This window comes from uncultured Croceicoccus sp. (assembly GCF_947496385.1).
Classification (GTDB): Bacteria; Pseudomonadota; Alphaproteobacteria; order Sphingomonadales; family Sphingomonadaceae; genus Croceicoccus.
This window is the reverse complement of record NZ_CANMCP010000009.1, coordinates 38,261-62,696: the sequence shown is the minus strand read 5'-3', so window position 1 is coordinate 62,696 and position 24,436 is coordinate 38,261. Positions and strand designations below refer to the sequence as shown.

Below are 24,436 nucleotides of genomic sequence, written 5' to 3'. Positions count from 1 at the left end.
TTGAACGAACCGGTGCGGGTGCATCCCACAAGGCTCGCAAATCCAAGGCACTCTCTTCTCTCTGCTGCGGGACGTGCTGCCGCTGATCAGGGGGCAAGCGCCTCGAGAATGGCCGGCGCATTGGCCACCGGCACGAACAGGCGCGTCCGGTAGCGGATGATCTCGGTGAAGCAGCCCTTGGCCTTGTACCACTCGAGCCGATCGGGCGCGAAGCCAGTCAGCTCGATGCGCTGCTCACCGCCGACGAGACTGCGCTTGACGGTCAGCGGATCATGGCTCTGCAAGGTCTGCGCGGTGCCGCTCGACAGGACGAGAGCGGCCAGCTCACCAGGGGCAGGCAAGACCCGGTTTCCGAGGCCGAAGGTCTGCGACACCTTTGCGATATCCGCGGCCGCGACCTCGCGGCCAATGATGGAGGTGCCGTCGGCCGAGACGATACGGGTCACGCGCACGTGATCGCCGGGCAGGCGCTTCCAGACCGGGAGTAGCAGCCCGGTTGCAAGGTGCATGCGTTCGCGGACCGGCTCCTTGGCAGCTTCGATCTCTTCCGCGCGCCAGAGACGTTCGAACGAAGCCGGATCGATGGCCTCCCAGGCGCTTTCGGCGAGCGCCTCGCGGGTCCAGTTGGCGGATTTGAGCGGACGCAGCAGACGCCGCCGCTCGATCACACTGCCGTCGTCGGCAATCAGGCGTCGCGCGGAGACGCTGAGCGCTACCCGCCCCGAACGGGCATTGTGCAGTGGTATGCCACCAGGCGAGCCAATGTCATGCAGCCGCGCGAGCCGCTCGAAGCGCAGGGGCCGCAAGTGCCGCTCGATCTCCAGAGAGAGGAGGCGGGTTTCAGCGCCGGTGAGCGGATCGATCCGAAGGATCTGATCCGAAACTATTCGACAGCTGTCGACCTTGAACGTTTCGAGCCCGAGATCGAGTGTTCCTGCCTCTCGCGCAGCTTCTATGCGCGCTTCGATCAGTGCAAGATATTCGTCGAAGATCGCGTTCTGCAGCGCGATCGGCAGCGCGAGCACGCGGTTGAGCCAGCGCTGGATCGAGGGCAGGTCGTCCGTAAGACCGCCCTCGGGACCTTCAAGCCGTAGGCCGGTCTGGCGCACGAAGTCGGCGAAGCTCGTCGCTTCGAGCTTGCCGTCATAGAGCAGGTGGAACCAGCGACTGAGGGCATCCTTGGCATAATCGCTTTCCAGATTGTCGGCCGGATCGAACAGGTTCTGTCCACCCGTTTGCCGCTGTCCGCGGGTGAGTGCGCCGAGGCTGTCGAGCCGCCGCGCGATCGTCGAGATGAACCGCCGCTCACCCTTCACATCCGTGGTCACAGGTCGGAACAGCGGCGGGGAAGCCTGGTTGGTGCGATTGGTCCGCCCCAGCCCCTGGATCGCGTTGTCGGCGCGCCACCCCGGTTCGAGCAGGAAATGCACGCGCCGCTGCCGGTTCTGGCAATCGAGGTCGGCGTGATAGGAACGGCCCGTTCCGCCGGCGTCGGAAAAAACCAGGATGCGCTTGGTGCCATCCATGAAGGCCTGAGCCTCGGCAACATTGGCAGACCCGCCGCGGCGTTCGAGCCGCTGCTGTCCGTCCCGCCCCAGGACCAGTCGTCTCGTCCTGCCCGTCACTTCGGCGACGTTGCCGGTTCCGAAGTGTTCGATGATTGCATCGAGCGCGGTTGCGATCGGCGGCAGGGCGCAGAGCTGTTCGATCAGCGCATCGCGCGCGGCGACGGCGCGCGGGCACATGACCGGATTGCCGTCGTCGTTGCTCATCGGTTCGGAACGCAGATTGCCGTCCTCGTCGGTGAAGACCTGCATCAGGCGAGTGGGGAAGCTCTTTGCGAGATAGTCGATGACATACTCGCGCGGCGAAAGATCGATATCGAGCGCTTCGCGTTCCTCGGGAGTGAGATCGGCCAAGCGGCGGTCGAGCATCGCCTCGGCGGTCGAGACCAGCTGCACGACGACCGAGTGGCCGGTCGCGAGCGACTCCTCCATCGCGGGGACCAGGCTCGGGAGTTTCATCGAGAGCAGGAGCTGCGCAAAGAACCGCTGCTTGGTGCCTTCGAAGATGGAAAGCGCGGCGGCCTTCGCGTTGCGGTTGAGTGTGTCGCCGCTGTCCTCATCGACTATCCGCGTCGCCTGAAGCACCTCATCGAGATTGCGATGAATGATCGCCCAGGCTTCGGCATAGGCATCGTAGATGGCGATCTGCGCACTGGTCAGACCGTGCTCGAGAATTTCGTACTCGACTCCCGCGAAGGACAAAGCGCGGGAAAGGTATAGGCCCTGAGCCTTGAGATCCCTGGCGACGAGCTCCATCGCCGCGACACCGCCTGCCCGGATTTCGGTCGTGAACGCCTCATGTGTCGGGAAAGCGGTTTCGGCTCCCCACAAGCCGAGGCGGGTCGCATATCCGAGATTGGAAATGTCCGAAGCGCCGGTAGCCGAGGCGTAAAGAATCCGGGCGCGCGGAAGCCGGTTCTGCAGTCTTAGCCCGGCCATACCCTGTTCGGAGCCTTTAAAAGCGCCGCGCGCATTACGGCTGCCTATGGCGTTGGCCATCGCGTGGGCCTCATCGAACGCGATCACGCCCTCGAAATCATCGCCAGTCCAGGCGAGGATCTGGTCAAGCCGCGTATCGTCTGCGCGGCCCGAGCGAAGCGTCGGATAGGTAATGAAGAGGATGCCCTGGGACCAACGAACCGGTACTCCCAGCTTCCAACCGGAGAGTGGCTGAATGTCGAGGCGCATACCGCCAAGTGCTTCCCAGTCGCGGCGGGCATCTTCGAGCAGCGCCTCATTCTTGGTAATCCAGATGTGTCGACGTTCGCCGTCAAGCCAGCGATCCATGATCACCGACGCGATCTGCCGTCCCTTTCCCGCTCCGGTGCCGTCCCCGAGGAAAAAGCCCTGACGATAACGAGCTCCATCCTCGGCCTGCTCGAGCGTGGTTCCTTCCTGAGTGGCTCGGAAGCGCCCTGGCAGATCGTGCGAAAACGCCTCGCAGGCATAGACGAGCGTTTCGAGTTGGGCTTCGGAAAGCAACTCGCGTGTTCGCCAGTCGGCGGGCATCTTTGGGCGCACTGTCGGTATCGGAGCCGCGACCGACCCCATCGCGATGGACTCCACGAGCGGCGTCGGATGGACCGGCGCGCCTTCGATCCGGATCCGGCTCGGGCGATAGGGAAGGTAGATCCCTGTCTGCTCCGGAACGGGAGCGGGCTCATCGAGGGTAGCATAGCCGAGCTCTTCGAACGGCTCGCCAGGTACGGGGCGAGTAGCAAACGGAGCCGCGGGCCGGGCCTTTGCTGGTTTTCTCAAAGTGCCGGTCGCGGGCCGCGCGGTCAGCACGGCAAGGTCCGGAGTATCGCGAGCGCGCGACGGGAGTCGGCCGATCAGCGTTGCCAGATCGGACAAATCGTCCGCTTCCGCAGTGACCACCGGTTTGTCGTCGATGGTCTTGTCGAACACCACCATGCGCACGGGAACGCCTGTGCCGTTCCTCCGGAACGCGCCGGCGATGCGCACATCGAGCCGCAGCCTGGCATCGCTCGACGAGCTGGCGAAGCGAGACGCATCGAAACCTTCCGGCATGATCGCGACGAGGCGAGCGGCGCTCTTCGAGAGACGGAACGCGCTGCGAAGGTGGCGCAACGCCGTTGCCGCACTGACCCCACGCTCGCGACTGCGCGCAAACGGCGGATTCATGAGGACTATGGTTGGCGGCCTGTGGGTCAGGAGATGATCGATGACCTCACCGTCGTGAGCGGTCACTGCTGCATCGGAAAACAGATGGGCAAGTGACTGTCGGCGAGCAGGATCGATCTCGTTGAGCGTGAGGTCGGAGCCTTGAACAGCCGGCCATAGGGCAAGCGCGCCATTACCTGCCGAAGGCTCGAGGGCCTGATCGGACGAGCGAAGCTGAGCCGCTTGCGCCATGAGCCAGGACAGCATGGGCGGGGTCGAGAACTGCTGCAGCTCGATCTGCGCCTCGCTACGCACATGGCGGGGGGGCAAGGCGGTTTCGAGCCAATCAAAGCGCGCGTCCGCTTCATGGATCGCGGTACCGAGCGTAATCCGGCCGTGAGACTTCAGCCACAGGAGCGCGCCGATCTCGATCGCATCGTTGTAGTCGTCGATGGACCAACCCGTCCCCCAGGTCTGGATCCCGGTCTCTTCGGCAAAGAGCGCAGAAATGGAGCTACGCGTAAGATGGCAACCGTCGGCCAGACGAGAGGCTATCCGTTCGCCGATCGTCACCGCCAAGGGCTGGGCACGAGGTTCAGCATCGGGTTCTAAAAGTTCGAACTGAGGCATTGTTGGTCCTCCTGATGGAGGCATCGGGCACGAAGCCTTCTGCCGATCACGAGGCCAAAGCTTTCTCTTCTCTACGAAGCCCGCTTGCGGGCGAGCCAGTTCACCAGTTCGTCGTTCCAGTCGGTGTCGCGCCTTGAAGGACGCCGGACATGGATGGTCCGGCCTTCGAGCGCATGGCTCTGGAGCGCGCGTTCCACCGCCACTTGGCCGCCTGCATCGTAATCGACAAAGAGATGGAGCTCGGTGACACTCTCGGGGATCGAGACGAGCGCAAAGCGCTCATTACCAAGCGTTGCCCAGCACGGGACGCCGGTGAGTGCGCGAGCTGAGAGCGCGCTTTCAACACCTTCGGCGATGCCCAGCACTCCATCGATCGCAGGGAACAGTCGCACGGCGGCTGATCGGAGCGCACCGAGTGCACGCTTCGGGCCGTCGAATGCCGCGAGCCTGGGCGCCTCCGCATCGAGAAATGTTCGGTGAATAGCGATTGGCCCTTCGTCGAGGCTGACGGCTGCAATCATTGCTGGAATGAATTGCGCGCGGCCTTTGGGCCCTAGAGGCGTTCGGGAGTTGAAGCGCAGCGCGGGCGAGACAGCCGTGATACCCCGCGCTTCGAGATAAGCTTTGGCCGGGCTGTCGTTCAGGGGCGAGGCGCCATGCCATGTCCGGAGCGCACCCCGCGAGGGCAACCGCTCAACCGTCGATTCTCCGGCATTCGGCGGAAGGCCGCCGAACAGCTGCGCGGGCGAAAGCCCCTCCCTTCTGAAAGCGTCAATCACGCTCGCTTGATCGCAGCCGGCAAAGCAATGGAACAGGATAGCACGTCGTCCCAGGGTGACGCCGAGCGAAGGGGTGCGATCATCGTGCGCCGGGCACCGGGCCATTCCCTTTGAACCAGACCAGCGGCCGCCGCGGCTTTTGCAGAGCTGGCGTGCAGTTGCTTCGAGAGATTGTGTGTTCTGACCTTCACTTCGGGACTGCATCGGAAGACTCCGTATCGTCTGCTCGCTTCCCCCAGCGCGGCCTCCCCTCTTTGCGGTGTTCTAATCGCTTTCCTACAGGCTGGTGTTCTTTTTATGTTCTCTTGCGATTCGGTGCAATCGAGGAGAACGCGAAATGGTAAGGCGGTTCATTGCAGGCTTGATCTGTGCAGCGAGTCTGACGGCTGGCGAAGGAGCATTCGCTCAGGATTTTCGAATTTTCGATCACGACCATGGCCTCAAGGAGGAACCGGGCGCGGAAAGCTTCAGCGGCGAGAGCAATCGACGTTCGGAGCAAAGTGCGCTTGCGTTCCGCGCAGTCGTCCCCGGCTATCGGGAGACGATCTACCTGCCGCTCATCCGCGAAGCCGAATTAAGGCATCGGCTGCCGCCGCGGCTACTTCAGGCTCTGATCTGGGCGGAATCCCGCTTCAACCCGCTTGCGGTCAGTCCCGCGGGTGCGGCAGGTCTAGCGCAACTGATGCCGGCCACCGCCCGCGAACTCGGCGTCGCAAACCGGCATGATCCGCAGGAGAATATCGAGGGCGGTGCGCGCTATCTCAGACAGATGCTCGATCGGTTTGGGTCGGTGCATCTCGCCCTTGCCGCATACAACGCTGGACCCGGCGCGGTCGCCAAGGCAGGCGGGATTCCAAGGAATCGCGAGACGCCTGGTTATGTAAGAAGCGTTCTCGGCCGCTGGATGAGTTACGCCAACTGATGACGACCAATCGAAGGCGCATGACCGGCCGGCTCGAACTCGGCCCGCGCGGTTATGCAATCGTGACTGAAGCCGGTGATCACTGGGTGCTCGAAGGTTGCGAGCCCGACTGTGACTTGATTGGCGCCCAGGTTACGGCCGAGGGTGAGAGCCACGGCTTGGATCGCCTGCGGACAGATTGGATCGGCACGGCCAATGGCTAGCTGCCGAGTCGCGATTGCCCGCCTGACTTGGTGAGCAAAATTAGCCGACGTTCAACTTCAGCAAGTCCTGCCGCGCGAACATTCTTAGAATTCACCGGGTGACAATGCGGAACCTGGAAACGTAGCGGTGAATCCTAGGTGAATCCTTTTGCTGCTGCTGATGCTCAGCTTGCTCCGGACAACCCGCCTAAGCCATTGAAAAGAGTGGTGAGCCCTGCTGGGTTCGAACCAGCGACCTACTGATTAAAAGTCAGTTGCTCTACCGACTGAGCTAAGGGCCCGACCATGCGGCGCAGTTACGCAGGCGCGGCGCGTGGGTCAAGACGCTTGCTTCAAAACTCTTGCGCAAAGATGGCCGACCGACAATCCCGACACCGGATCGCGCCAGTCCCGCGCAATATCGCAGGCGGGCCGCAGCACGAAAGCGCGCCCCCGGAATTGCGCATGCGGAATGGTGAGCCGCCGGTCGCTCCAGCGCCCCCCGGACCATAGCACGATATCGAGGTCGAGCGTACGCGCGCGCCATTTTTGCCCGACCCTGCGCCGTCCGAAATCCCCTTCGATTCCATGCAACAGGCTCAGCAACGCCGGCGGGTCTAGCATGGTTTCCACCACCACCGCCGCATTGGCATAGCGGCGAAGCGACGGGCCGACAGGATCGCTCGGCATGATCCGGGACCGCGCGATCACCCGCGTCTCCCCCGTGTTCAGCCGCGCCATCGCGGCCGCGACGACGCGCGGCGGTGCGCCCGTGGCGGCATGCCGCACATTGCTGCCCAGCGCCACGAGATAGCGCCAGGGCGGTTCAGACATCCTCGGCAAGCCGCCGGTAAAGCTCGGGCCGGCGGTCGCGGAAAAATCCCATGCCGGCCCGGTGCCGCGCCGCCCGCGAAAGGTCGAGCGCGGCGGTGAGCACACCGCTTTCCTCGCGCCCGAAATCGGCCAGCATGTCGCCCCATTCGTCGCAGATGAAGCTGTGGCCGTAGAAGGTCTGCTGCTCGCCTTCGCGGCCGATGCGGTTGGCGGCGATGACCGGCATGCAATTGGACACCGCATGGCCGATCATCGCGCGGCGCCACATGCGGCTGGTGTCGAGATCGGCGTCATAGGGTTCGGACCCGATGGCGGTCGGGTAGAACAGGATTTCGGCGCCCATCAACGCCATCGCCCGCGCGGTTTCGGGATACCATTGGTCCCAGCATATGCCGACGCCGATGCGCGTGCCGAACAGGTCCCACACCTTGAACCCGGTATTGCCGGGGCGGAAATAGTATTTTTCCTCGTATCCCGGTCCGTCGGGAATATGGCTCTTGCGATAGGTTCCCATGATGTCGCCATCGGCACCGATCATGGCCAGCGTGTTGTAATAATGGTGGCCGTCCCGCTCGAAAAAGCTGGTCGGGATCGTTATTTTCAGCGTCCGGGCCAGCGCGCGCATGGCGATGACCGAGGGATGCTCGATCGTGGGGCGCGCGAGCGCGAAGAGCGCCTCATCCTCCTCCCTGCAAAAATAAGGCCCGGAAAACAGTTCGGGCGGCAGGATGATCTGCGCACCTCTGGCGGCGGCATTCTCCACCAGCGCGGAAATCTGTCCGATATTCTCCTGCTCGTCATGCGAGGCGAGCGTGCATTGCAATGCGGCGACGGTGATCTGTGTCATGCGCCCTCAGATATGAACCCGCGCGGGCGAAGTCCACCGCCGCCGCGATTGCATCACGGACGCTTGCGGAACAGCAAGGTCATCCGGTCACTCTCGCCGATGGGGCCGAGCTCGGCCTGACGCTCCGATGCGAAGCTCGGGGCGAGTTCCCACACGCCCTTGGGATGATCGGCCGTGTCGCGCGGATTGGCGTTGATCTCGCTCGTCCCGACAAGATCGAAACCATGCGCCTCAACGAGCGCGATCACATCCTGCTGCCGCAGATAGCCCATGTTGCCGTCGGTGTAGGACGCAGGCGCCCACGGTTTTGCCCGGTGCTGAACGATACCGAGCATGCCATCGTCGGCGAGCAATTCGCGGATCCTGGCCAGCTCTCCGTGAAGGACGCCCGAACGGTGCAGATTGTGCATTTCGCGGAAGATCAACGCGCGGTCCACCGTGCCTTCATAGGCGTCGAGCGCCTCGTCATCCGATGCCATGGCCGTCATCGGCGCGCCCGAAAGATTCCATTCCGGCGCGCTTTCGGCGAACTTGCCCGGCAGGCCGGCGAAATATTCGGCAAAGCGTTCGTTATCGGAATTGGACGCATCGGGGGTGAGGCCGATGTAACGCCCCTCCGCTCCCAGATAGGGGGCCAGCACCCGCGTGTACCAGCCGCCGGCGGGCATGTAATCGATCACCGTCATCCCCGGCTTCACATCAAAGAACGCCAGCGTTTCGGCGGGATGGCGATAGGCGTCGCGCGCGCTGTCCTCCGCCCGGACGGGGGCGGACAAGGCCGCCTGCATGGCGGGGTCAGCGGCGGCTGCCATCGTTCCCTCCCCATGATGGTCCGCCATGGCGGGCGCGGCCAGGAGCGCGAGCGGGGCGGCGGCAAGCAGCATTTTCATGGACAGGATCGTCATCGGGTTTCCCTTCCCTCAATGGTTCGGCAATCGTTGCAAGGGCGCAGACTAGGCCCGCCATGCGGCAAGGCAAGCGCCATCTCGGCGCGTGTGCTGGCATTCGTGCGCCCGCGTTCCTATCTCTGCGGCCAAAGGAGACTGACGATATGGCAGAACAACAGGCAATCATCGCGGGCGGATGCTTCTGGTGCACAGAGGCGGTGTTCAACGATGTCATCGGCGTGAGCGAAGTGGAAAGCGGCTATATCGGGGGCGACACCGCCGACCCGACCTATCGCGAAGTGTGTTCGGGCAAGACCGGCCATGCCGAGGCGATCCGCGTGACCTTCGATACCGACACGATCGGCCTTGCGCAGATCTACGACATCTTCCTTGGGACGCACGATCCGACGCAGCTCAACCGGCAGGGCAACGATGTCGGCACGCAATATCGTTCCGCCATATTCCCGCTCGACGAGGCGCAGGAAACCGAGGCACGCGCCGCCATCGAACGCGCGCAGGCCGACCAGTCGGAAAAGATCGTGACCACGATCGAGGAGCCGACCAAATGGTACCCGGCGGAAGATTACCACCAGGAATATTGGGAAGGCGAAGGCCAGCGCAATCCCTATTGCATGGCGACCATCCCGCCCAAGCTCGCCAAGCTGCGCAAGAGCTACGCCAATAGCGTGAAGGCGAAGAACCCGGCCTGAGCGCCTGAGGCCAAGAGCCGGCGATGAGGGAGCCGGCGATCAGGGGGCGGCGAACCGGGCGATGAAAAACCCGTCCATGCCGCCCCCCATCGCGCCGGTTCCCGCCATCGTGCCCGGATCGGTGCGGAGCCAGCCTTCTGCGGTCGGCTCCAGTCCCGCCGGCAATTCGCCGGGCGCGATGGCATCGGTCGCAAGGGTGGAGGCGCGGGCCTGCGCCTCGCCCTCCTCCGGTTCGAGCGAGCAGACCGCGTAGATCATCCGGCCCGCAGGTTTGAGCCAGCCAGCAGCGCGGGCAAGAAGAGCCGCCTGCAATTCAGCGAGTTCCGCGATCTGGTTCGCGCCCACGCGGTGCAGCACGTCGGGATGACGGCGGCAGGTGCCCGTCGCACTGCACGGCGCGTCGAGCAGGATCGCATCGAAGCGGGCATCAGGCTCCCAGTCGAGCGCATTCGCCTTCACCACATCGGCGCCAAGCCCCGTACGCGCCAGATTGCGCTCCAGCCGTTTCAAGCGCCGGTCCGAAATGTCGAGCGCCGTCACCTGCCAGCCATTGGCGGCGAGCTGCATGGTCTTGCCCCCCGGCGCAGCACACAGGTCGAGCACGCGCCGCCCCTCGCCTACTCCAAGCAGATGCGCGGGCAGCGATGCGGCGAAATCCTGCACCCACCACGCGCCATCGCCGTAGCCCGGCAACGCCTCGACCGCGTACCCCCGGGCAAGTCGCAGCCGCCCCGGCGCCAGTACGGCGGCATCCAGACGCTCGGCCCACGCCTGCGTATCGTCGGCAACCGCAAGGGTGAGATCGAGCGGCGGCGGCTCCGCCAGTGCGGCACCGATCGCCTCCACCCGCTCCGGCCACGCCGCGGTCCAGCGCGCCCGCACGCGTTCGGGCAACGTCGGCGATTCGGGGAGACGCCCCTCGCCCTTCAACAGGGCCGAGAACACGCCGTGCGCCAGCCGCCGCGGCCCGCCCCCGAGCAGGGGCAGGCCCGTCGCAATGACGGCGTGGGGCGCGCTCTCCAACCGCCACGCCTGCGCCAGCATCATGCGCAGCACCATGCGCGCCTTCGCATCCTCGGGAAGGGGCTGCCGCGTGGCGCCGTCAATGGCGGCGTCGAGATCGGCGGTCCAGCGCAGCACCTCCGCCGCGATGGCAAGCGCGAGCCCCGCATCGGCATTGCGCAGGTTGCGCGTGGCCGAAAACGCGGCATTGTCGAGCGTCTCCCCACGGCGGAACACGGCATCGAGCATGCGCAGCGCGGCGCGGCGGGCGGGCAATCCGGTGGTATCGGTCATGGCCTCGCCTATCGCCCCGCATGGCAAGGCTGGCAATGATCTTTCGCCGCGGCCCTGCATTGCGCGCGCGCCCGTCGGCACCCATATTGCAGGCATGACCGATCGCAAGACAGCAGCGGCCAGGCCGCCCGAGCCATTTCGCAAGCCCGATTACTGGACCGACGATCCTGCGCCCGAACCCGGCCCCGGTTCGCGGCACGAGGATGCGGAGCGCCCCGATCCGACGCGTTTCGGCGACTGGGAAAAGGATGGCGTCGCGATTGATTTCTGATCGCGGCGCGCCCGACCCTCAACCGTCGATCGTCTTCAGCTCGGGATGATGCTTTTCGAGGTGGCGGCGAATGATGCGCAGGTTCTTCGTGTTCGAACGGAAGAAGAAATCGAACGCATCGCCGACCAGCGGCACCGCCCCCAGCGCCGTATCGATGCCGATATTGCCCGCCATGCGCCATATCTTCCATTTCGGGATACCGAGATTGCGCGCCTCCCAAAGGATATAGCTGCCCATCGCGGCCGCCATGAGATCGCCGAACACCGGGATCAGCCCGAGAATCGCATCCAGTCCGACCGGACGGTTCATCCCCGGCACGGTAAAGCCGCGCTCGAGCATGCGCTCCAACGCCTCCACGCGTTTCAGGACCGAGGCCGCATCGGTGCCGAGCCCCGGCATCTCCATACGCATGCGCTCCGCCCGTCCGGGCCGGTCCGCGCCCGCGCTCTCTTCATAAGGCGTGGGCCTCCCGACGACGGGTGGACCATGGGGCGGAACGGGGCGATCTTCGGTCATGGGTGTTAACTGGGGCCGCGCGACAGCGCCGACAAGGGGTGCACGCCCCAGCGATTGACGGCAAACCCCTCAAGCCCGCCGCGCACCAGCGAAAAACGCACCGGCGGGCCGAACGGCACGAACACGTTCTGCGCGCTCAGCAACGCCTCCGCATTGGCGAGCAGGAGCGCGCGGATGGCCGGGTCCGGTTCCGTTCGGGCCGAGGCGACGAGCGCATCGGCCTCTTCGGAGCAGAGCGCGTCGGTCACCGTGCAGTTGAAGCGGTTGAGATACCAGTCCGCGCGGTCGTAATCGGCGACCTCGTCGATCAGGCGAAGGTCGGCATCCGCATCATCCGCCATGCGCAGGGCGATCCCCACATTGGCGAGATCGCTCCGCAACCTTTCGAACAAAATCTCGCCGCCCCGCCCCGGCGGCAGCGCTACGCTCACCGCCGGTCGCGGCTGTCCCGATGCGCGCCAGCGGGCAACCTGGCCTGCGGCGACGGCCTGCCTTTCCTCGAACGCGAGCCCGTCCCACCGCTCGGTCACCATGCCGGTGTCGCCGGGCAGGCCGGGCGCGACGAGCCGCGTGGTCGGCACCCAGCCGCCCGCGATACCGAAGGGCAGGATCAACCCGTTGCGATCGATCGCCATGGCAAGAGCCTCGCGATTGGCGGATAGCGAAAGAAACCCGTCCTCCCGCCGCGCCACCGACAGCCCGAACAGGCCAACTACCGGATCGAGCCGGATCGCACCCTGAAGCAGACCGCCAAGCTCGACATGCGGCAAGGCATCGATGGCACCGCCGAGCATGACATTGGCGCGCCCCGCCTGGAATATGGCGACCGCCCGTTCCGGCTCGGCGATGAGGAGGTTGAGCGGGCGCGCCTGCTCTTCGGTGCCATCCTCTGCAAGACGGCGCGCCCCGTCGAGCACGAGCATGTCCCGCTTTTCGTCCAGCGACAGCCCTTTGTCCGTGGCGGAAATATCGGCGAGCGACAATTGCGGCTGTGCCATGAGGTTCAGGAATTCGGGGTTGGGCGCGGTCAGGCGTATCTCGATCACGCGGCCGGTGCGCGCGACGACCTCGTCGATGATGGCAAGGTCGAGACCGAAGGCCGTGCCGTCCTGTGCGGCGATGGCCTTGCGCAGCGCATCGGCCACCGCTTCGGCATCGCGGGCGCGTTCGGTATCGGTTTCCCTCGGACCGGGCCGTTCCCCCAGCCGGAAAATATAGCTAAGCCCGTCATCCGTCACGATCCAGCGTTCGGCAAGGCCGGGCTGTATCAACCCTTCTGCGTCAAAGCTGACAAGACCGTCGTGCGTGGCGGCGCGGATCATGCCGCCCGCCGCCGTGAAGCCGCGCGTGTCGGCCAATGTCGCGTCGCGCCCACCCACGATCGCGATTTCGAGCACGCCGTCCCGGTCGGCCCCGCACGCGGCCAGCGCAGCGCAAAGAGCGATCGCGGGCGCAGCATGGAAAAGAAACGCGAGATTGCGTGCGGAGGGAAGATTCATCGCGCCATCGTAACAGCACGCCCCCCACCGGTCAGCAGCCAAATGCACGCATGCGATGCACGCGCCGAGTTGAAAGGGTCAGCTTGGCGAGACGTTGCCGAGCGCGCCTTCGCGCGGGGCGGGTTCGCTTTCGTCGATGGGAAATTGCACCAGCGACGAATCGATTTCCGTGTCGAACGCGATGCCGCAGCGATCGCCGGCGGACCACGCAACCTGTCCCGCGACCCAGCCGATCCGCGGCAGCGTCACCCAGATCGCCTGTCCGCGCGTCACGCGCATCGCCCCTTCGGCAAGGGTACCCGCATCGGAGATATTGCGCAGCTTCACCCGATAGGGCGCACCGTCGCGCTCCAGCCGTACCTCTGTGACGAGGAACAGCGATTCGCGCTCATGACGCCGGGAATTGACGCCCTTGGCGGTCATCTGGGTGCTGTCGCCTTGTGTCATGTGCCTATCCCGAATGCAGCCGCCGTTGCCCGCGGTTTGAAAAGAAGTGTCGCACACACTCCCGCCAAAAGGTTAAAGTAAATTTAACGAAGCGGGATACCAGAGCACAGCGCATTCTGCCTTTCCGATGTGCCAAACAGGCACAGTCCCCGCCGCACCCGCCTGCCCCCGCCGGTTCAGTCGTCGCGGGAGATTTTTTCGCGACGCTCGTGCGCTTCCTGTGCCTCCACCGTCATGGTCGCGACCGGGCGCGCGATCAGCCGGCCTATGCCAATGGGATCGCCCGTCACCTCGCAATAACCGTATTCGCCTTCGTCGATGCGGCGCAGGGCCGAATCGATCTTGGCGATGAGCTTGCGCTGCCGGTCGCGGGTGCGCAGTTCGATGCCCCAATCGGTCTCGCTCGAGGCGCGATCATTGAGATCGGGTTCGCGCAGCGGTCCGTCCTGCAATTGCTGCAGCGTGCCGGCCGATGCGTTGAAAATCGAATTTTTCCATTCGGTCAGCAGGCTGCGAAAGAATTCCTGCTGATCCTCGTTCATGTATGGCTCGTCCGCGCTCGGGACGTAATCGCCCTCCACCTTGCGGCGCGCCTTGGCCAATACGTCCAGTTCCGATCCAACCCCGTCCATTTCACATTCCTCGCCATCGCGACACCGGCCGGGCGCGTGGCCCCGGCCTTCCCCATGGCGCGGCGCTATAGTTACAAGCCATACCGCGCACAAGCATGCTGATGGCCCATCGCGTAGCCCAGCCTCCCTTAAGCTTTCCCGAACGCCGGGAAATCCATCCATTTCGGTCGCGAAAGTGAAATACCGTCACGCCGCGGCAACGCGAGCCGCGTAATCTGTGGGTCATAACAAAGCGTTTTGCCGGAGTAGAGCCCATGCAACGAGCCCGCGTTAACCTCTTCTTGATCCACATGCGCAAGCTTGTCCCTGCCGCGACCCACGGGGTGGCGGGAAGGTTTGGCACTGTTTTACGAGGGGCTGACGACATAGGGTATTCCAACCAATTCGAACCGCACGACACGGCTATCGTTTCGCACATCGGCGGCCGCGGTCCGGGAGTCGCCGTGGTGGTCGATCAATGCCTGACTGCCTATGCGGCGGGCGATCACAATGCGTTGTTCGACCTCGGCGTGGTGTTTTCAACGGGTTCCAACGGTGCGCCCCGCGATCTGGTCGAGGCGCACAAATGGTTCAACATCGCCGCGGCGGCAGGCCATGAAGAGGCGGCGATCAGCCGTTCCGAAATCGCCGAGGAGATGAGCAGCCGCGAAATCGGCGAAGCACAGCGCCGGGCCCGCGCGCACATGGCGACGATGATGAAACGCGCCGCCTGAGGCTCCGATCCGCTAGCCGCGCTTGAACGGGGCCATGCCCTGCAGGGCGGATTTGCTCGCGTCGATGCCCTCGCTTTCCTGGCGCAGGAAATCCGCGACGGCGCGGCGAAAGTCGGGGTGGGGTATGAAATGCGCCGAGGTAGTGCGTACCGGTTCGTACCCCCGCGCCAGCTTGTGCGAGCCCTGCGCGCCGGCCTCGACCCGCGAAAGCCCGCGTGCGATGGCGGCATCGATCGCCCGGTAATAGCAAAGCTCGAAATGCAGGAACGGCTTGTCGACGAGCGCGCCCCAGTAACGACCGTATAACGCATCCGGCCCGATGAAATTGAGCGCGCCCGCCACCGGCGTTCCATCCTCGAATGCCAGCATCAGGAGCACATCCTCGCCCATGCTGGCGCCGATCAGATCGAACGCCTCCCGCGTGAGGTAGGGCGTGCCCCATTTCCGCGCGCCCGTATCCTGATAGAACTGCCAGAACGCGTCCCAGTGTTCCGGGCGGATGTCATCGCCGACGAGGTCGCGGATTTCGAGTCCTTCGACCGCGCGCGCGCGCTCCTTGCGGATGGCCTTGCGCTTTCGCGAGGCGAGCGAATCGAGAAACGCCTCGAAATCGGTGTAGCCGCGATTGGTCCAGTGAAACTGGATATCGTGACGCAGCAGCCAGCCGGCCCGTTCGAACAATGCCTGCTGTTCCGGCGCGACGAAGGTGGCATGCGCGGAGGACAGCCCTTCGCTTTCGCAAAACCGTTCAACCGCGGCGAGCAGCGTGAGCGCAACGTCCTCGTCCGCGGCAAGGACGCGCGGCCCGGTTGCGGGCGTAAACGGGACGGCGATCTGCAATTTGGGATAGTAGGATCCGCCGGCCCGTTCCCACGCATCGGCCCAGCCGTGATCGAATACATATTCGCCCTGGCTATGCGCCTTTAAATAGGCGGGCACCACGCCCAGCATCGGCGCATCGGGCGACTCCCCGGCGTGAAGCGTCATCGGCAAGGGGGTCCAGCCGCTTCGCCCGCCGACGCTGCCCGATTGTTCAAGCAGGGTCAGGAAACGATGGCTGGTGAACGGGTTGCCATCATGGTTCAGCGCGTCCCATGCCGCTGCGTCGAGCGCACCGACCGAACCGTTCAAGCGTATGGTCGCGCTCTTGTTCACGCGATACCCTTGTCTTCCGCGATGGGCGCATCGCAGCTGCGTTGCGCAAGCTTTCGCTGCTTCTTCGTGCGCACGGTCCAGGTGAGCGCGATCATGCCGCGCGCCCTTTGCCGGGCGATGAAGGGATCGGGAAGGTCGCGAATGTCACATGCAAGGAAGTCGGGTCGCGACCGCGTGATTGCAAGCGATCGCGCGGTGCGAAAGGCGAATGCGCCGCCGGATTCGCGATATTCGCGCCGCCCCGTCACAAGCCCGCGCGGACGGTTGGGCACCACATCCGCGAACCAGCGGACGATGTCCCGGTCAAAGCTCATGATCGCCGCCTTTCCGCGATAATGGCGCAGCGCCCGCGCCACCGAGCGGCACAAGCCCTGCGACGGCATGGTCTTGTGCGACTTGATCTCGATCAGCACCGGAACCCGCCCCGCGACCCGGCGCAGCAAGGTTTCCAGCCGCCACAGCGTGCCGCCGCCACGCAGGCCGATCGGCTCCAGCCCGGCAGCGTCGAAATCGCGCAAGGCTCCGGTCCGGTCGGTCAGCCGCTCCAGTGTCCAGTCGTGGAAGACCATGGCATGGCCGTCGCGGCTCGCCTGCACATCGCATTCGATGCCGTATCCGCGTGCGACGGCCGCCTCGATCGCAGCGCGGGAATTTTCCGGGCAGCCATCGCCGTGCAGGCCGCGATGGGCATAGCGCCACTCGCCGAGCCAGCGAAAATCCGCCCGCGTCGCCACGGGTTCAGCCGGCGCGGATCTGCAGAATAGCGTCAATCTCGACCCCGGCGCCCAGCGGCAGGACCGGCACGCCCACCGCGCTGCGAGCGTGGCGCCCCGCCTCGCCCAGAACGTCGAACATCAATTCGGAAGCCCCGTTGGCGACCTTCGGCTGATCCGTGAAATCCGGCGTGGAATTGACGAAAGCGCCGAGTTTGACGACGCGCTCGATCCTGTCGAGAGCGCCCAGCGCCTTTTTCGCCTGCGCCAGGATCATGATGCCGCACGCACGCGCCGCGGCCACCCCTTCGTCGAGCGAAAGCGATTCGCCGAGCCGCCCCTTCACGATATCGCCATTCACGAACGGAAGCTGCCCCGAAATATGCAGCGTGCCATTCGCCTCGACCGCCGGAACGTAGCTTGCGACGGCGGCGGCAGCTTCGGGAAGGACGATGCCGAGCTTGGCCAGCCGTGCCTCGATTTCGGTTTCGGTCATGCGTTTTCCTTTTCCATACGGTCGAGTAGCCAGGGCAGCGCCGCGTCCCAATCATCGATCCGCGCATGGGCATCGCCCGCCTCGAACGCGCAATCGACATGGGCGGCGACACCCGGTTCGCCCACGAAATGCAGGCGCGTCACATGCGGCGCAAGTTTGGCGACCGAATTGTGGTGGACCGAAAGATCGTCGATGAAAAATGCGCGCCTGTCCTCGCCGCGCTCGGCCAAGATCTTGGCGAGGGCTGGACCCTTCGGCCCCTGATTGGTGTAGACCGGCACGTCGAGGCCGAGAGCGCGCAATTGGTTCGTCCGGGCGTCGGCGCGAAAATCGTTGAGATTGGTGAGCACGACGACCTCCGCCTGCTCGGCCAGCGCATGCATGGCGGCGATGGCGCCGGGCACTTCGTCCTGCCGGTGCATCTCGGTATCGAAAAACCCGTTCAGCAAGCGCCACATTTCTTCCTGCTCGAGCGCGGCGTCGCTGCCCCGTCGCCGCATCCCGTCGAGAAACCCGCGTGACAGGTCGAATTCGACATCGTGCGCCTCGTCCAGCCAGTCGCGGAAATGCACGACCATGCGCAGCAGCACCTCATCGCAGTCGGTGATGACCAGCGGCTTGCTCATTCGTAATTCCTTCCACCCAGGGCGTGGCGTGCCGCGATGATGCGTCCCGGTTCGCATTGCAAGGCATCCGCGGCGGCCAGAAGATCGCTTTCGTGATTGGCAAGAAAATCGAGAACGGCGAGCTGCACACCGCGTTCCCGCAATCCCTCGCGAAGGAAATCCGGCGTCAGGCCGGTCAGCGAAAGCAGGCGTTCGGCCCGCGTGTCGTCCGCGAGAACCCAAGAAAGCGCCAGCAACGCCGTCATTTCGGCGTCATCAAGGTCTATTTTCGGATCAATCATTGCCAAAGGTTCATCTGTGGTTCATTTTCGGAGCGAACGATCTTCGCGATCGGCGCGTACCACCGATAGGGGACCGATGTGACGAATAGGGTGTTCGTTGTCGAGGACAACGATCTTAATCGCAAGCTTTTCTGCGATCTTCTGGTCGCACATGGCTATCTCGTCGAATCCAATGCGGACGGCAATGATTTCGTCGAGCGGGCCGCCGCCTTCGCACCCGATCTGGTGATCATGGACATACAGCTTCCCGAGTTGTCGGGCATTTCGCTGATCGAGGCGATGCGCCGCGATGCCCGGCTGGAAAGCGTGCCGGTCCTCGCGGTGACAGCCTATGCCGGAAAGGGTGACGAGGAGCGGATCCGCGTCGCGGGCGCGGAAGGCTATCTGGCGAAGCCTGTTTCGATCGCGGCATTCATGGCGGCCGTCACCCGGTTGCTGCAGGGGTGCGTCGCGGCCTGAACCCCGCGCGATACCCGCGGCTCGCAATGCATCGCGAGGCCTGTCCGCGCGCGCTCCGGATCGCCGCGAAGCTTGACAGCGGCGCCGCGCCCGGCTTTGCCCGTCGGCCAGACGCAGTTTGCCGGAGATTGTCCACGCCATGGACCGCGAAGATACCAAGGCCCGCATCGATACGCTCATCGAGCCGTTCAACAAGAAGAACGTCGAGATCACCGAAAGCACCAGCTTTGCCAACGATCTGGAATGGGACAGCCTGACCGTCATGGATTTCGTCGCGGCGGTGGAGGATGAATTCGACATCATCATCAGCATGAATCAGCAGGCCGAGATCGAGAATTACGGCCAGCTGGTCGATGCCGTGGCCAAGCTGCGCGAAGGGTAATCCCATGACCGAAGCGAGCGCACAGCCGCACAAGCCCGAGCCCGTCGCGGAGCCGGACGGCGCGGTCGCCGATCTGTTCAGCAAGTTCGATCCGTTGATGAAACAGCGCCGCGAACTGCTCGACACCGGGGTGACCGATCCGTTCAGCCTGGTGATGGAGCGCGTGCTTTCGCCGGTAACGGCGGTCTGCAACGGGCGGGAAACGATCCTGCTCGGCACCTATAATTACATGGGCATGACCTTCGATCCCGACGTGATCGAGGCGGGCAAGACCGCGCTCGACGATTTCGGGTCGGGCACCACCGGCAGCCGCGTGCTGAACGGCACCTATAGCGGGCACCGCGAATGCGAGGATGCGCTGCGCGAATTCTACGCCATGGATCATGCCATGGTCTTCTCGACCGGGTATCAGGCCAATCTCGGCATCATTTCGACGATTGCGGGCAAGGGCGATTACATCGTGCTCGACATCGATTCGCATGCGTCGATCTGGGACGGATGCGCGATGGGTCAGGCCGAGGTCGTACCCTTCAAGCACAATGACATCGATGCCATGGAAAAGCGGCTGAAGCGCATTCCCGAAGGCGCGGGCAAGCTCGTCATTCTCGAAGGCGTGTATTCCATGCTGGGCGATGTGGCACCGTTGCAGGAGATGGTTGCCGTCGCGAAGAAACATGGCGCGATGGTGCTCGTCGACGAAGCGCATTCGATGGGCTTCATCGGTCCGAACGGGCGCGGCGTCGCCGAAGCGGCGGGCGTCATGGACGACGTCGATTTCATCATCGGCACATTCTCGAAGAGCGTCGGCACCGTCGGCGGTTTCTGCGTCTCCAACCATCCCAAGTTCGAGATCATGCGGCTGGTCTGCCGGCCCTATGTCTTCACCGCGAGCCTGCCGCCGTCCGTGGTTGCGACGGCCACGACCTCCATCCGCAAGCTCATGCATGCGGGCGAGAAGCGCGAGCATCTGTGGACCAATTCGCGGCGCCTGCATCTCGGCCTGCAGGAGCTGGGCTTCACGCTCGGCACCGATGCGCCGCAGAGTGCGATCATCGCCGTCATCATGCCCGATCTGGAGCAGGGCGCCGCCATGTGGGAAGCGCTTTTGCGCGAGGGGCTTTACGTCAATCTCGCCCGGCCGCCGGCGACGCCTGCGAACATGACACTGCTGCGCTGCTCGCTCTGTGCCGAACATTCCGAAGAACAAGTCGGGCAGATTCTCGCCATGTTCGAAGCGGCGGGCAAGGCGGTCGGGATCATCTGATCCCGGCCTGCCCGGCGTTCATGGTGCGTCGCTGCGTTGTACGCTGGTCGCCGCTTCGCAGGCGCTGGCCGGACCTTCCCCGTCCCCGCCGATGAAGGACAGCGCGACGAAGCCGCCGACCAGAAGCACGATGAAGACGGTGGTGAGAAGCCCCAGATATTTGTCGATGAACCGCTTTATCGGGGCGCCGAAAACGCGGAACAGAATACCCACCGTCATGAAGATCAGCGCCCTGCCCGCGATGCTCGCCAGCACGAAGGGGACAAGCGCCATCTCGATGAAGCCGGCCGTGATCGTCAGCAACTTGAAGGGCACTGGCGTCGACCCGGCGACCAGAATGATCTCCCAGTCCTTTTCCCGGAGATAGCACGCCGCGATCGGGAACTTGTCGGCAAGACCGAGCGCGCCGAGCAGCGCCTGCCCGATCAGCTCATACAGAAAATAGCCGATCGCATAGCCGAACAGCGCCCCGACGACCGAGGCCGCCGTCGTGATCGCGGCATAGCGGATGGCCCGCTCCGGCCGGGCAAGGCACATCAGGCCGAGCAAGGGATGCGGCGGTATGGGGAAAAAGCTCGATTCCATGAAGGAGATCAGCGCGAGCCAGCGTTCGGCATGCCGATGCCGGGCCTTTTCGACCGTCCATTCGTAAAGATCGCGAAGCAGGCGCATGGCTCGTCAATTCCCCAGTGAAGCGTCGCCTTAGGCAATATCGGCTTTCAGTGACAGAGCGAAAACCGGTGCTTATAACCTATATGGCACTTTTATATTGACATCGTCACGCTCTTTGGTTAGGAAAGAAGAACATCGCGATAGACCGAGTCGGCGGCCGGGGGGACGGCGCCGATGTTCACGCGGTGTCAGCAACATCGGAGAACGCCATGCCCAAGGCAAACCAGGACAACACGTCGGTTCCGGCAAAGGACTGGCGCCCGGCTTTTCTCGAAAAGCTGTCGCAATCGTCGAATGTGGCTTTGTCTGCCCGCGCCGCGGGCGTCGATGTCAGTACCGTCTATCGCGTTCGCCGCACCGAGGCCGCCTTTGCACGGCAATGGTTCGATGCGCTGTGCGACGGATACGATGCCATGGAAATGGATCTGCTGCACCGGCTCCGGGCGGGCGAGCTCGACGGGGGCGACGCCAAGACACGCAAGAAACGCCGGTTCGACAATGCCAACGCCCTGCGCCTGCTCGCGGCGCATCGCCAGTCGGTCGGCAAGGCCCGCGCCCTTCGCGACCAGAAGGACGAGGAAGCGACGCTGGCCTCGATCAATGCGAAGCTCGACCGGATGCGCGAACGCATGCGCGCCGCCGACGAATTGCTGGGAAGTGATGGCGAACAAAATGGCAACATTTCGCCGTCCGATCACGGATGAGGCTCGCCGACAGGCTCAACTGGCTGCTCACGCTTCCGGCAAAGGACCGCCTTACCGTCCTCGATCTGTTCGACGATGCAGAGCGGGAGGAGCTGCGCTGGCACTGGGAACTTTGGGCGAGGCCCGAACAATTGCCGCCGCCGGGAGACTGGCGGACGTGGCTCATCTGTGCCGGGCGCGGGTTCGGAAAGACCCGCGCCGGCGCAGAGTGGGTCCGCATGGTCGTCCGCCGCAACCCGGAGGCGCGTATCGCGCTCGTCGGGGCGTCGCTGGCGGAGACGCGGGCGGTAATGGTGGAAGGGGAAAGTGGAATACTGGCCACATCCCCTCCCCATCGCCGCCCCGTTTTCGAACCCTCGCTGCGCCGGCTGACCTGGCCGACGGGGGCGCAGGCGTGGCTTTATTCCGCCGCCGAGCCCGAAGGCCTGCGCGGTCCGCAGCATAGCCATGCATGGTGCGACGAGATCGCGAAATGGGAGATCGCCGGGGAGCGGGCGACGCGGGCGTGGGACAATCTGATGCTGGGGCTTCGGCTTGGCGAGTGTCCGCAGGTTCTGGCGACGACGACGCCGAAGTCCGTCGAATTGCTCAAACGGCTGATGGCCGGCGAGACGACGGGCGAAACCATCGTCACGCGGGGCACGAGCTATGAGAATGCGGCCAATCTCCCGGCCCGCTTTCTGAAGGATATTCGCGCCGATTTCGGCCGCAGCGCCATCGGGCGACAAGAGCTTGAAGGCGTATTGCTCGAGGATGTCGAGGGCGCCTTGTGGACCCGCGACATGCTCGAAAACTGCCGCGAGACGGCGGGGGTCGCCATGGAGCGCGTGGTCGTCGGCGTCGATCCGCCGGCCAGCGCGAAAGGGGATGCGTGCGGTATTGTCGTGGTCGGATTGGGCACCGACGGCATCGCACGCGTCCTGGCCGATTGTTCCGTCGTCAAGCCCACGCCCGAACAATGGGCGCGGGCGGCGGCGGGGGCGGCGCGCATGTGGAACGCGGACCGCGTCGTCGCCGAGGCCAACCAGGGCGGCGCGATGGTGGAAAGCGTCATGCGCGCCGCCGATGTGAACCTGCCGATCAAGCTGGTCCATGCCAGCCGCGGAAAGGTCGCGCGCGCCGAACCGGTTGCCGCGCTCTACGAAGCGGGGCGCGTCCGCCACCAGGGCGTGTTCGCCGAAGTCGAAGACGAAATGTGCGCGCTGGTGTCCGGGGGCGAATATCACGGCCCGGGCCGGTCGCCCGACCGGGCGGATGCGCTGGTCTGGGCGCTGACCGAATTGATGCTGAGTCCATCCGGACGCCCGCGAATCTGGGTGCAATAGGAGCCTTTTATGTCATTTCTCGAAACGCTGGGCGCGGCCTTCAAGGCCGCCCCGGCCGCGCGTCCGCCTCTGGCGCCGCCCTTCGCCTCGCCCTGGCTGTTCGCCGATGCGGGGCCGGGGGCTGCGCCTTACGAATACCGCAATTCGGTAAGCTCTGCGTTCCTGGACAATCCGGTGGCGCAGCGCGCCGTGCGCATGGTGGCCGAAGGGGTGGCAAGCACCCCGCTGGCGCAGACCGACGAGACGGTGATGAAACTCGTCGCCGCGACGAGTGCGGGGCAATCGCTGCTCGAAACGCTGGCCGCGCAGGTTCTGCTTCATGGCAATGGCTATGTGCAGATCATCAAGGATGCCACCGGCACGCCTTGTGAACTGTTCGCGCTGCGCCCTGAACGCATGACGGTGGATCCCGGCCCGGATGGCTGGCCCCGGTCGTGGCGTTATCGCGTGGGCGAAAACCTCGTGACGCTCCCGGTGGAGGATGACACGCAGCATCCCAATGTCGTGCATATCCGCACCTTCCACCCAGGCGACGATCATTACGGCGCAGGCAGCCTTTCGGCGGCGCATCAATCGGTCGCCATTCACAATGCGGCGGCGCGCTGGAACCGGATGCTGCTCGAAAACGCGGCGCGTCCCTCCGGCGCGATGGTCTACGATGCGGGGGACGGGTCGACCCTCACCTCGGAACAGTTCGAGCGCTTGAAGGCGGAACTCGCCAGTGCATTTCAGGGCAGCGGCAATGCCGGGCGGCCCATGCTGCTCGAAGGTGGACTCAAATGGCAGAGCCTGTCGATGTCGCCGGCCGACATGGATTTCGCCACGCTGAAATCGTCGGCGGCGCGCGATATCGCGCTCGCCTTCGGGGTACCGCCGATGCTGCTCGGCCTGCCGGGGGACAACACCTATTCCAACTATCGCGAGGCCAATCGCGCGCTGTGGCGGCTGACCCTGTTGCCGCTGGCGAAGAAGATCCTCGATGCGTTGAACGAGGCGCTCGTCGCCTGGTGGCCGGAGGTTTCGCTGCGGGTCGATCTCGACCGCGTGCCGGCGCTTTCCGAAGACCGGGAGAAGCTGTGGAGCCAGGTCAACGACGCCGATTTCCTGACCGAGGATGAAAAGCGCGCGATGCTGGGCCTGCCGCCGCGCGAACCGGCGGTAGAGAGCGGCAAGCCCGGAAAGGACGGTACCAAATGAACCGTGAAGACATGCTTGCCCGGCTCATCGCGCAGGCAGAGGACACAGGCGGCGATCTGGTGACGATGCGCGCCGTCGTGGAGGAGGCGAGCGAGCTTGGCGCGGCGCGCGTGTTGACCCGCATGGGTCTCGACGATGCGACCGCGCATGGCGATCTTGCCGAATTGCGCGAATTGCTGCGGGCCTGGCGCGATGCGAAGCGCAGCGCGTGGAAGGCCGTGATCGAATGGACGGTGCGCGGGATTCTCGCCCTGCTGCTGTTTGCCATTGCCATGCGTCTCGGCGCGGGGGAGATTTTTCGATGAGAC

Annotated in this window: 28 protein-coding genes and 1 tRNA gene; 12 read left to right on the top strand and 17 right to left on the bottom strand. The window is 64.7% G+C overall.

Going from position 1 to position 24,436, the window contains the following annotated elements; genetic code table 11:
- Positions 1-86: 86 nt before the first annotated feature.
- A complete protein-coding gene (locus Q0897_RS13190; protein ID WP_299309898.1) occupies positions 87-4,319 on the bottom strand; it encodes a strawberry notch family protein in 4,233 nt (1,410 codons plus the stop codon).
- 71 nt (positions 4,320-4,390) lie between these two features.
- Entirely contained in the window at positions 4,391-5,302 is a 912-nt protein-coding gene (locus Q0897_RS13185) for a toprim domain-containing protein (RefSeq protein ID WP_299309897.1), read from the bottom strand.
- A 133-nt stretch (positions 5,303-5,435) separates the two neighbouring features.
- On the opposite strand from Q0897_RS13185, the gene Q0897_RS13180 reads away from it, so the two are divergent.
- Both Q0897_RS13180 and Q0897_RS13175 read left to right on the top strand, forming a co-directional pair.
- Positions 5,436-6,020, top strand: coding sequence for a lytic transglycosylase domain-containing protein (locus Q0897_RS13180; protein WP_299309896.1), 585 nt, complete (start codon positions 5,436-5,438; stop codon positions 6,018-6,020).
- A gap of 20 nt (positions 6,021-6,040) precedes the next feature.
- Positions 6,041-6,223: a DUF5818 domain-containing protein gene (locus Q0897_RS13175; protein WP_299309895.1), complete on the top strand. Its 183-nt coding sequence runs from the start codon at positions 6,041-6,043 to the stop codon at positions 6,221-6,223.
- Positions 6,224-6,428: 205 nt separating this feature from the next.
- Here Q0897_RS13175 and Q0897_RS13170 read toward each other — a convergent pair.
- From Q0897_RS13170 to Q0897_RS13155, 4 genes are all read right to left on the bottom strand, one after another.
- Positions 6,429-6,504, bottom strand: a tRNA-Lys gene (locus Q0897_RS13170).
- 37 nt (positions 6,505-6,541) lie between these two features.
- Positions 6,542-7,036, bottom strand: coding sequence for a 2-amino-4-hydroxy-6-hydroxymethyldihydropteridine diphosphokinase (gene folK, locus Q0897_RS13165; RefSeq protein WP_299309894.1), 495 nt, complete (start codon positions 7,034-7,036; stop codon positions 6,542-6,544).
- Positions 7,029-7,883 carry an N-carbamoylputrescine amidase gene (gene aguB, locus Q0897_RS13160; RefSeq protein ID WP_299309893.1) on the bottom strand — a complete coding sequence of 285 codons (855 nt, stop codon included), beginning with the start codon at positions 7,881-7,883 and terminating at the stop codon, positions 7,029-7,031. The genes folK and aguB overlap by 8 nt, the downstream gene beginning before the upstream one ends.
- A 53-nt stretch (positions 7,884-7,936) precedes the next feature.
- A complete protein-coding gene (locus Q0897_RS13155) occupies positions 7,937-8,788 on the bottom strand; it encodes a hypothetical protein (RefSeq protein WP_299309892.1) in 852 nt (283 codons plus the stop codon).
- Between the two features lie 146 nt (positions 8,789-8,934).
- Between Q0897_RS13155 and msrA the strand changes: the two genes are divergently transcribed.
- Positions 8,935-9,480 (top strand): peptide-methionine (S)-S-oxide reductase MsrA, encoded by a 546-nt coding sequence (msrA, locus tag Q0897_RS13150; protein WP_299309891.1) that lies wholly within the window; start codon positions 8,935-8,937, stop codon positions 9,478-9,480.
- Between the two features lie 39 nt (positions 9,481-9,519).
- Here msrA and Q0897_RS13145 read toward each other — a convergent pair whose 3' ends face one another.
- Positions 9,520-10,776, bottom strand: a complete 1,257-nt coding sequence (locus Q0897_RS13145; protein WP_299309890.1) for a methyltransferase domain-containing protein — start codon at positions 10,774-10,776, stop codon at positions 9,520-9,522.
- Positions 10,777-10,870: 94 nt separating this feature from the next.
- Between Q0897_RS13145 and Q0897_RS13140 the strand changes: the two genes are divergently transcribed.
- A complete protein-coding gene (locus tag Q0897_RS13140) occupies positions 10,871-11,047 on the top strand; it encodes a DUF1674 domain-containing protein (RefSeq protein WP_202086229.1) in 177 nt (58 codons plus the stop codon).
- Positions 11,048-11,065: 18 nt separating this feature from the next.
- Here Q0897_RS13140 and Q0897_RS13135 read toward each other — a convergent pair whose 3' ends face one another.
- From Q0897_RS13135 to dksA, 4 genes are all read right to left on the bottom strand, one after another.
- The gene (locus Q0897_RS13135; RefSeq protein ID WP_299309923.1) at positions 11,066-11,458 is read right to left on the bottom strand and encodes a DUF4112 domain-containing protein; all 393 of its coding nucleotides are present in this window, start codon (positions 11,456-11,458) and stop codon (positions 11,066-11,068) included.
- Between the two features lie 110 nt (positions 11,459-11,568).
- Positions 11,569-13,062 carry an ABC transporter substrate-binding protein gene (locus Q0897_RS13130; protein WP_299309889.1) on the bottom strand — a complete coding sequence of 498 codons (1,494 nt, stop codon included), beginning with the start codon at positions 13,060-13,062 and terminating at the stop codon, positions 11,569-11,571.
- 78 nt (positions 13,063-13,140) lie between these two features.
- Positions 13,141-13,509 (bottom strand): PilZ domain-containing protein, encoded by a 369-nt coding sequence (locus Q0897_RS13125; RefSeq protein ID WP_299309888.1) that lies wholly within the window; start codon positions 13,507-13,509, stop codon positions 13,141-13,143.
- 176 nt (positions 13,510-13,685) lie between these two features.
- The gene (dksA, locus tag Q0897_RS13120; protein ID WP_202086237.1) at positions 13,686-14,141 is read right to left on the bottom strand and encodes an RNA polymerase-binding protein DksA; all 456 of its coding nucleotides are present in this window, start codon (positions 14,139-14,141) and stop codon (positions 13,686-13,688) included.
- A 290-nt stretch (positions 14,142-14,431) separates the two neighbouring features.
- Here dksA and Q0897_RS16110 point away from each other — a divergent pair, with 290 nt between their 5' ends.
- On the top strand, positions 14,432-14,854 hold the full coding sequence (locus Q0897_RS16110) for a hypothetical protein (RefSeq protein WP_366519936.1): 423 nt from the start codon (positions 14,432-14,434) through the stop codon (positions 14,852-14,854).
- 12 nt (positions 14,855-14,866) lie between these two features.
- On the opposite strand, the gene Q0897_RS13110 is transcribed toward Q0897_RS16110, so the two are convergent.
- The 5 genes from Q0897_RS13110 to Q0897_RS13090 are packed head-to-tail and all read right to left on the bottom strand — an operon-like array spanning position 14,867 to position 18,125.
- On the bottom strand, positions 14,867-16,009 hold the full coding sequence (locus Q0897_RS13110; RefSeq protein ID WP_299309887.1) for a GNAT family N-acetyltransferase: 1,143 nt from the start codon (positions 16,007-16,009) through the stop codon (positions 14,867-14,869).
- A complete protein-coding gene (locus tag Q0897_RS13105; RefSeq protein ID WP_299309886.1) occupies positions 16,006-16,743 on the bottom strand; it encodes a glycerophosphodiester phosphodiesterase family protein in 738 nt (245 codons plus the stop codon). The genes Q0897_RS13110 and Q0897_RS13105 overlap by 4 nt, the downstream gene beginning before the upstream one ends.
- 4 nt (positions 16,744-16,747) lie before the next feature.
- Positions 16,748-17,218: a RidA family protein gene (locus tag Q0897_RS13100; protein ID WP_299309885.1), complete on the bottom strand. Its 471-nt coding sequence runs from the start codon at positions 17,216-17,218 to the stop codon at positions 16,748-16,750.
- Positions 17,215-17,844 carry an HAD family hydrolase gene (locus tag Q0897_RS13095; RefSeq protein ID WP_299309884.1) on the bottom strand — a complete coding sequence of 210 codons (630 nt, stop codon included), beginning with the start codon at positions 17,842-17,844 and terminating at the stop codon, positions 17,215-17,217. Before Q0897_RS13095 ends, Q0897_RS13100 begins: the two co-directional genes overlap by 4 nt.
- Positions 17,841-18,125 (bottom strand): DUF3572 domain-containing protein, encoded by a 285-nt coding sequence (locus Q0897_RS13090; protein WP_299309883.1) that lies wholly within the window; start codon positions 18,123-18,125, stop codon positions 17,841-17,843. The genes Q0897_RS13095 and Q0897_RS13090 overlap by 4 nt, the downstream gene beginning before the upstream one ends.
- A gap of 78 nt (positions 18,126-18,203) precedes the next feature.
- Here Q0897_RS13090 and Q0897_RS13085 point away from each other — a divergent pair, with 78 nt between their 5' ends.
- The 3 genes from Q0897_RS13085 (at position 18,204) to Q0897_RS13075 (ending at position 20,230) form a co-directional block, all read left to right on the top strand.
- Complete coding sequence (locus Q0897_RS13085; RefSeq protein WP_299309882.1) at positions 18,204-18,584, top strand: response regulator; 381 nt, start codon at positions 18,204-18,206, stop codon at positions 18,582-18,584.
- A 139-nt stretch (positions 18,585-18,723) separates the two neighbouring features.
- Complete coding sequence (locus Q0897_RS13080; protein WP_202086253.1) at positions 18,724-18,966, top strand: acyl carrier protein; 243 nt, start codon at positions 18,724-18,726, stop codon at positions 18,964-18,966.
- A gap of 4 nt (positions 18,967-18,970) precedes the next feature.
- Complete coding sequence (locus Q0897_RS13075; protein ID WP_299309881.1) at positions 18,971-20,230, top strand: aminotransferase class I/II-fold pyridoxal phosphate-dependent enzyme; 1,260 nt, start codon at positions 18,971-18,973, stop codon at positions 20,228-20,230.
- Positions 20,231-20,248: 18 nt separating this feature from the next.
- Here Q0897_RS13075 and Q0897_RS13070 read toward each other — a convergent pair whose 3' ends face one another.
- A complete protein-coding gene (locus Q0897_RS13070) occupies positions 20,249-20,896 on the bottom strand; it encodes a YqaA family protein (protein ID WP_299309921.1) in 648 nt (215 codons plus the stop codon).
- Between the two features lie 215 nt (positions 20,897-21,111).
- On the opposite strand from Q0897_RS13070, the gene Q0897_RS13065 reads away from it, so the two are divergent.
- Genes Q0897_RS13065 through Q0897_RS13050 form a run of 4 tightly spaced genes read left to right on the top strand, consistent with a single transcriptional unit; the run spans position 21,112 to position 24,433 of the window.
- Positions 21,112-21,606 (top strand): hypothetical protein, encoded by a 495-nt coding sequence (locus tag Q0897_RS13065; protein WP_202086255.1) that lies wholly within the window; start codon positions 21,112-21,114, stop codon positions 21,604-21,606.
- A complete protein-coding gene (locus Q0897_RS13060; protein WP_299309880.1) occupies positions 21,603-22,931 on the top strand; it encodes a terminase family protein in 1,329 nt (442 codons plus the stop codon). The genes Q0897_RS13065 and Q0897_RS13060 overlap by 4 nt, the downstream gene beginning before the upstream one ends.
- 9 nt (positions 22,932-22,940) lie before the next feature.
- Entirely contained in the window at positions 22,941-24,128 is a 1,188-nt protein-coding gene (locus Q0897_RS13055) for a phage portal protein (RefSeq protein ID WP_299309879.1), read from the top strand.
- On the top strand, positions 24,125-24,433 hold the full coding sequence (locus Q0897_RS13050) for a DUF6127 family protein (RefSeq protein ID WP_202086258.1): 309 nt from the start codon (positions 24,125-24,127) through the stop codon (positions 24,431-24,433). The genes Q0897_RS13055 and Q0897_RS13050 overlap by 4 nt, the downstream gene beginning before the upstream one ends.
- The last annotated feature ends 3 nt before the right edge of the window (positions 24,434-24,436 follow it).

What these genes read in the sequence shown, in the direction of transcription:
- Q0897_RS13190 (WP_299309898.1), bottom strand. Translation starts at nt 4,319, where the DNA reads ATGCCTCAGTTCGAACTTTTAGAACCCGATGCTGAACCTCGTGCCCAG.
- Q0897_RS13185 (WP_299309897.1), bottom strand. Translation starts at nt 5,302, where the DNA reads ATGCAGTCCCGAAGTGAAGGTCAGAACACACAATCTCTCGAAGCAACT.
- Q0897_RS13180 (WP_299309896.1), top strand. Translation starts at nt 5,436, where the DNA reads ATGGTAAGGCGGTTCATTGCAGGCTTGATCTGTGCAGCGAGTCTGACG.
- Q0897_RS13175 (WP_299309895.1), top strand. Translation starts at nt 6,041, where the DNA reads ATGACCGGCCGGCTCGAACTCGGCCCGCGCGGTTATGCAATCGTGACT.
- folK (WP_299309894.1), bottom strand. Translation starts at nt 7,036, where the DNA reads ATGTCTGAACCGCCCTGGCGCTATCTCGTGGCGCTGGGCAGCAATGTG.
- aguB (WP_299309893.1), bottom strand. Translation starts at nt 7,883, where the DNA reads ATGACACAGATCACCGTCGCCGCATTGCAATGCACGCTCGCCTCGCAT.
- Q0897_RS13155 (WP_299309892.1), bottom strand. Translation starts at nt 8,788, where the DNA reads ATGACGATCCTGTCCATGAAAATGCTGCTTGCCGCCGCCCCGCTCGCG.
- msrA (WP_299309891.1), top strand. Translation starts at nt 8,935, where the DNA reads ATGGCAGAACAACAGGCAATCATCGCGGGCGGATGCTTCTGGTGCACA.
- Q0897_RS13145 (WP_299309890.1), bottom strand. Translation starts at nt 10,776, where the DNA reads ATGACCGATACCACCGGATTGCCCGCCCGCCGCGCCGCGCTGCGCATG.
- Q0897_RS13140 (WP_202086229.1), top strand. Translation starts at nt 10,871, where the DNA reads ATGACCGATCGCAAGACAGCAGCGGCCAGGCCGCCCGAGCCATTTCGC.
- Q0897_RS13135 (WP_299309923.1), bottom strand. Translation starts at nt 11,458, where the DNA reads ATGCGTATGGAGATGCCGGGGCTCGGCACCGATGCGGCCTCGGTCCTG.
- Q0897_RS13130 (WP_299309889.1), bottom strand. Translation starts at nt 13,062, where the DNA reads ATGAATCTTCCCTCCGCACGCAATCTCGCGTTTCTTTTCCATGCTGCG.
- Q0897_RS13125 (WP_299309888.1), bottom strand. Translation starts at nt 13,509, where the DNA reads ATGACACAAGGCGACAGCACCCAGATGACCGCCAAGGGCGTCAATTCC.
- dksA (WP_202086237.1), bottom strand. Translation starts at nt 14,141, where the DNA reads ATGGACGGGGTTGGATCGGAACTGGACGTATTGGCCAAGGCGCGCCGC.
- Q0897_RS16110 (WP_366519936.1), top strand. Translation starts at nt 14,432, where the DNA reads ATGCGCAAGCTTGTCCCTGCCGCGACCCACGGGGTGGCGGGAAGGTTT.
- Q0897_RS13100 (WP_299309885.1), bottom strand. Translation starts at nt 17,218, where the DNA reads ATGACCGAAACCGAAATCGAGGCACGGCTGGCCAAGCTCGGCATCGTC.
- Q0897_RS13095 (WP_299309884.1), bottom strand. Translation starts at nt 17,844, where the DNA reads ATGAGCAAGCCGCTGGTCATCACCGACTGCGATGAGGTGCTGCTGCGC.
- Q0897_RS13090 (WP_299309883.1), bottom strand. Translation starts at nt 18,125, where the DNA reads ATGATTGATCCGAAAATAGACCTTGATGACGCCGAAATGACGGCGTTG.
- Q0897_RS13080 (WP_202086253.1), top strand. Translation starts at nt 18,724, where the DNA reads ATGGACCGCGAAGATACCAAGGCCCGCATCGATACGCTCATCGAGCCG.
- Q0897_RS13075 (WP_299309881.1), top strand. Translation starts at nt 18,971, where the DNA reads ATGACCGAAGCGAGCGCACAGCCGCACAAGCCCGAGCCCGTCGCGGAG.
- Q0897_RS13065 (WP_202086255.1), top strand. Translation starts at nt 21,112, where the DNA reads ATGCCCAAGGCAAACCAGGACAACACGTCGGTTCCGGCAAAGGACTGG.
- Q0897_RS13060 (WP_299309880.1), top strand. Translation starts at nt 21,603, where the DNA reads ATGAGGCTCGCCGACAGGCTCAACTGGCTGCTCACGCTTCCGGCAAAG.
- Q0897_RS13055 (WP_299309879.1), top strand. Translation starts at nt 22,941, where the DNA reads ATGTCATTTCTCGAAACGCTGGGCGCGGCCTTCAAGGCCGCCCCGGCC.
- Q0897_RS13050 (WP_202086258.1), top strand. Translation starts at nt 24,125, where the DNA reads ATGAACCGTGAAGACATGCTTGCCCGGCTCATCGCGCAGGCAGAGGAC.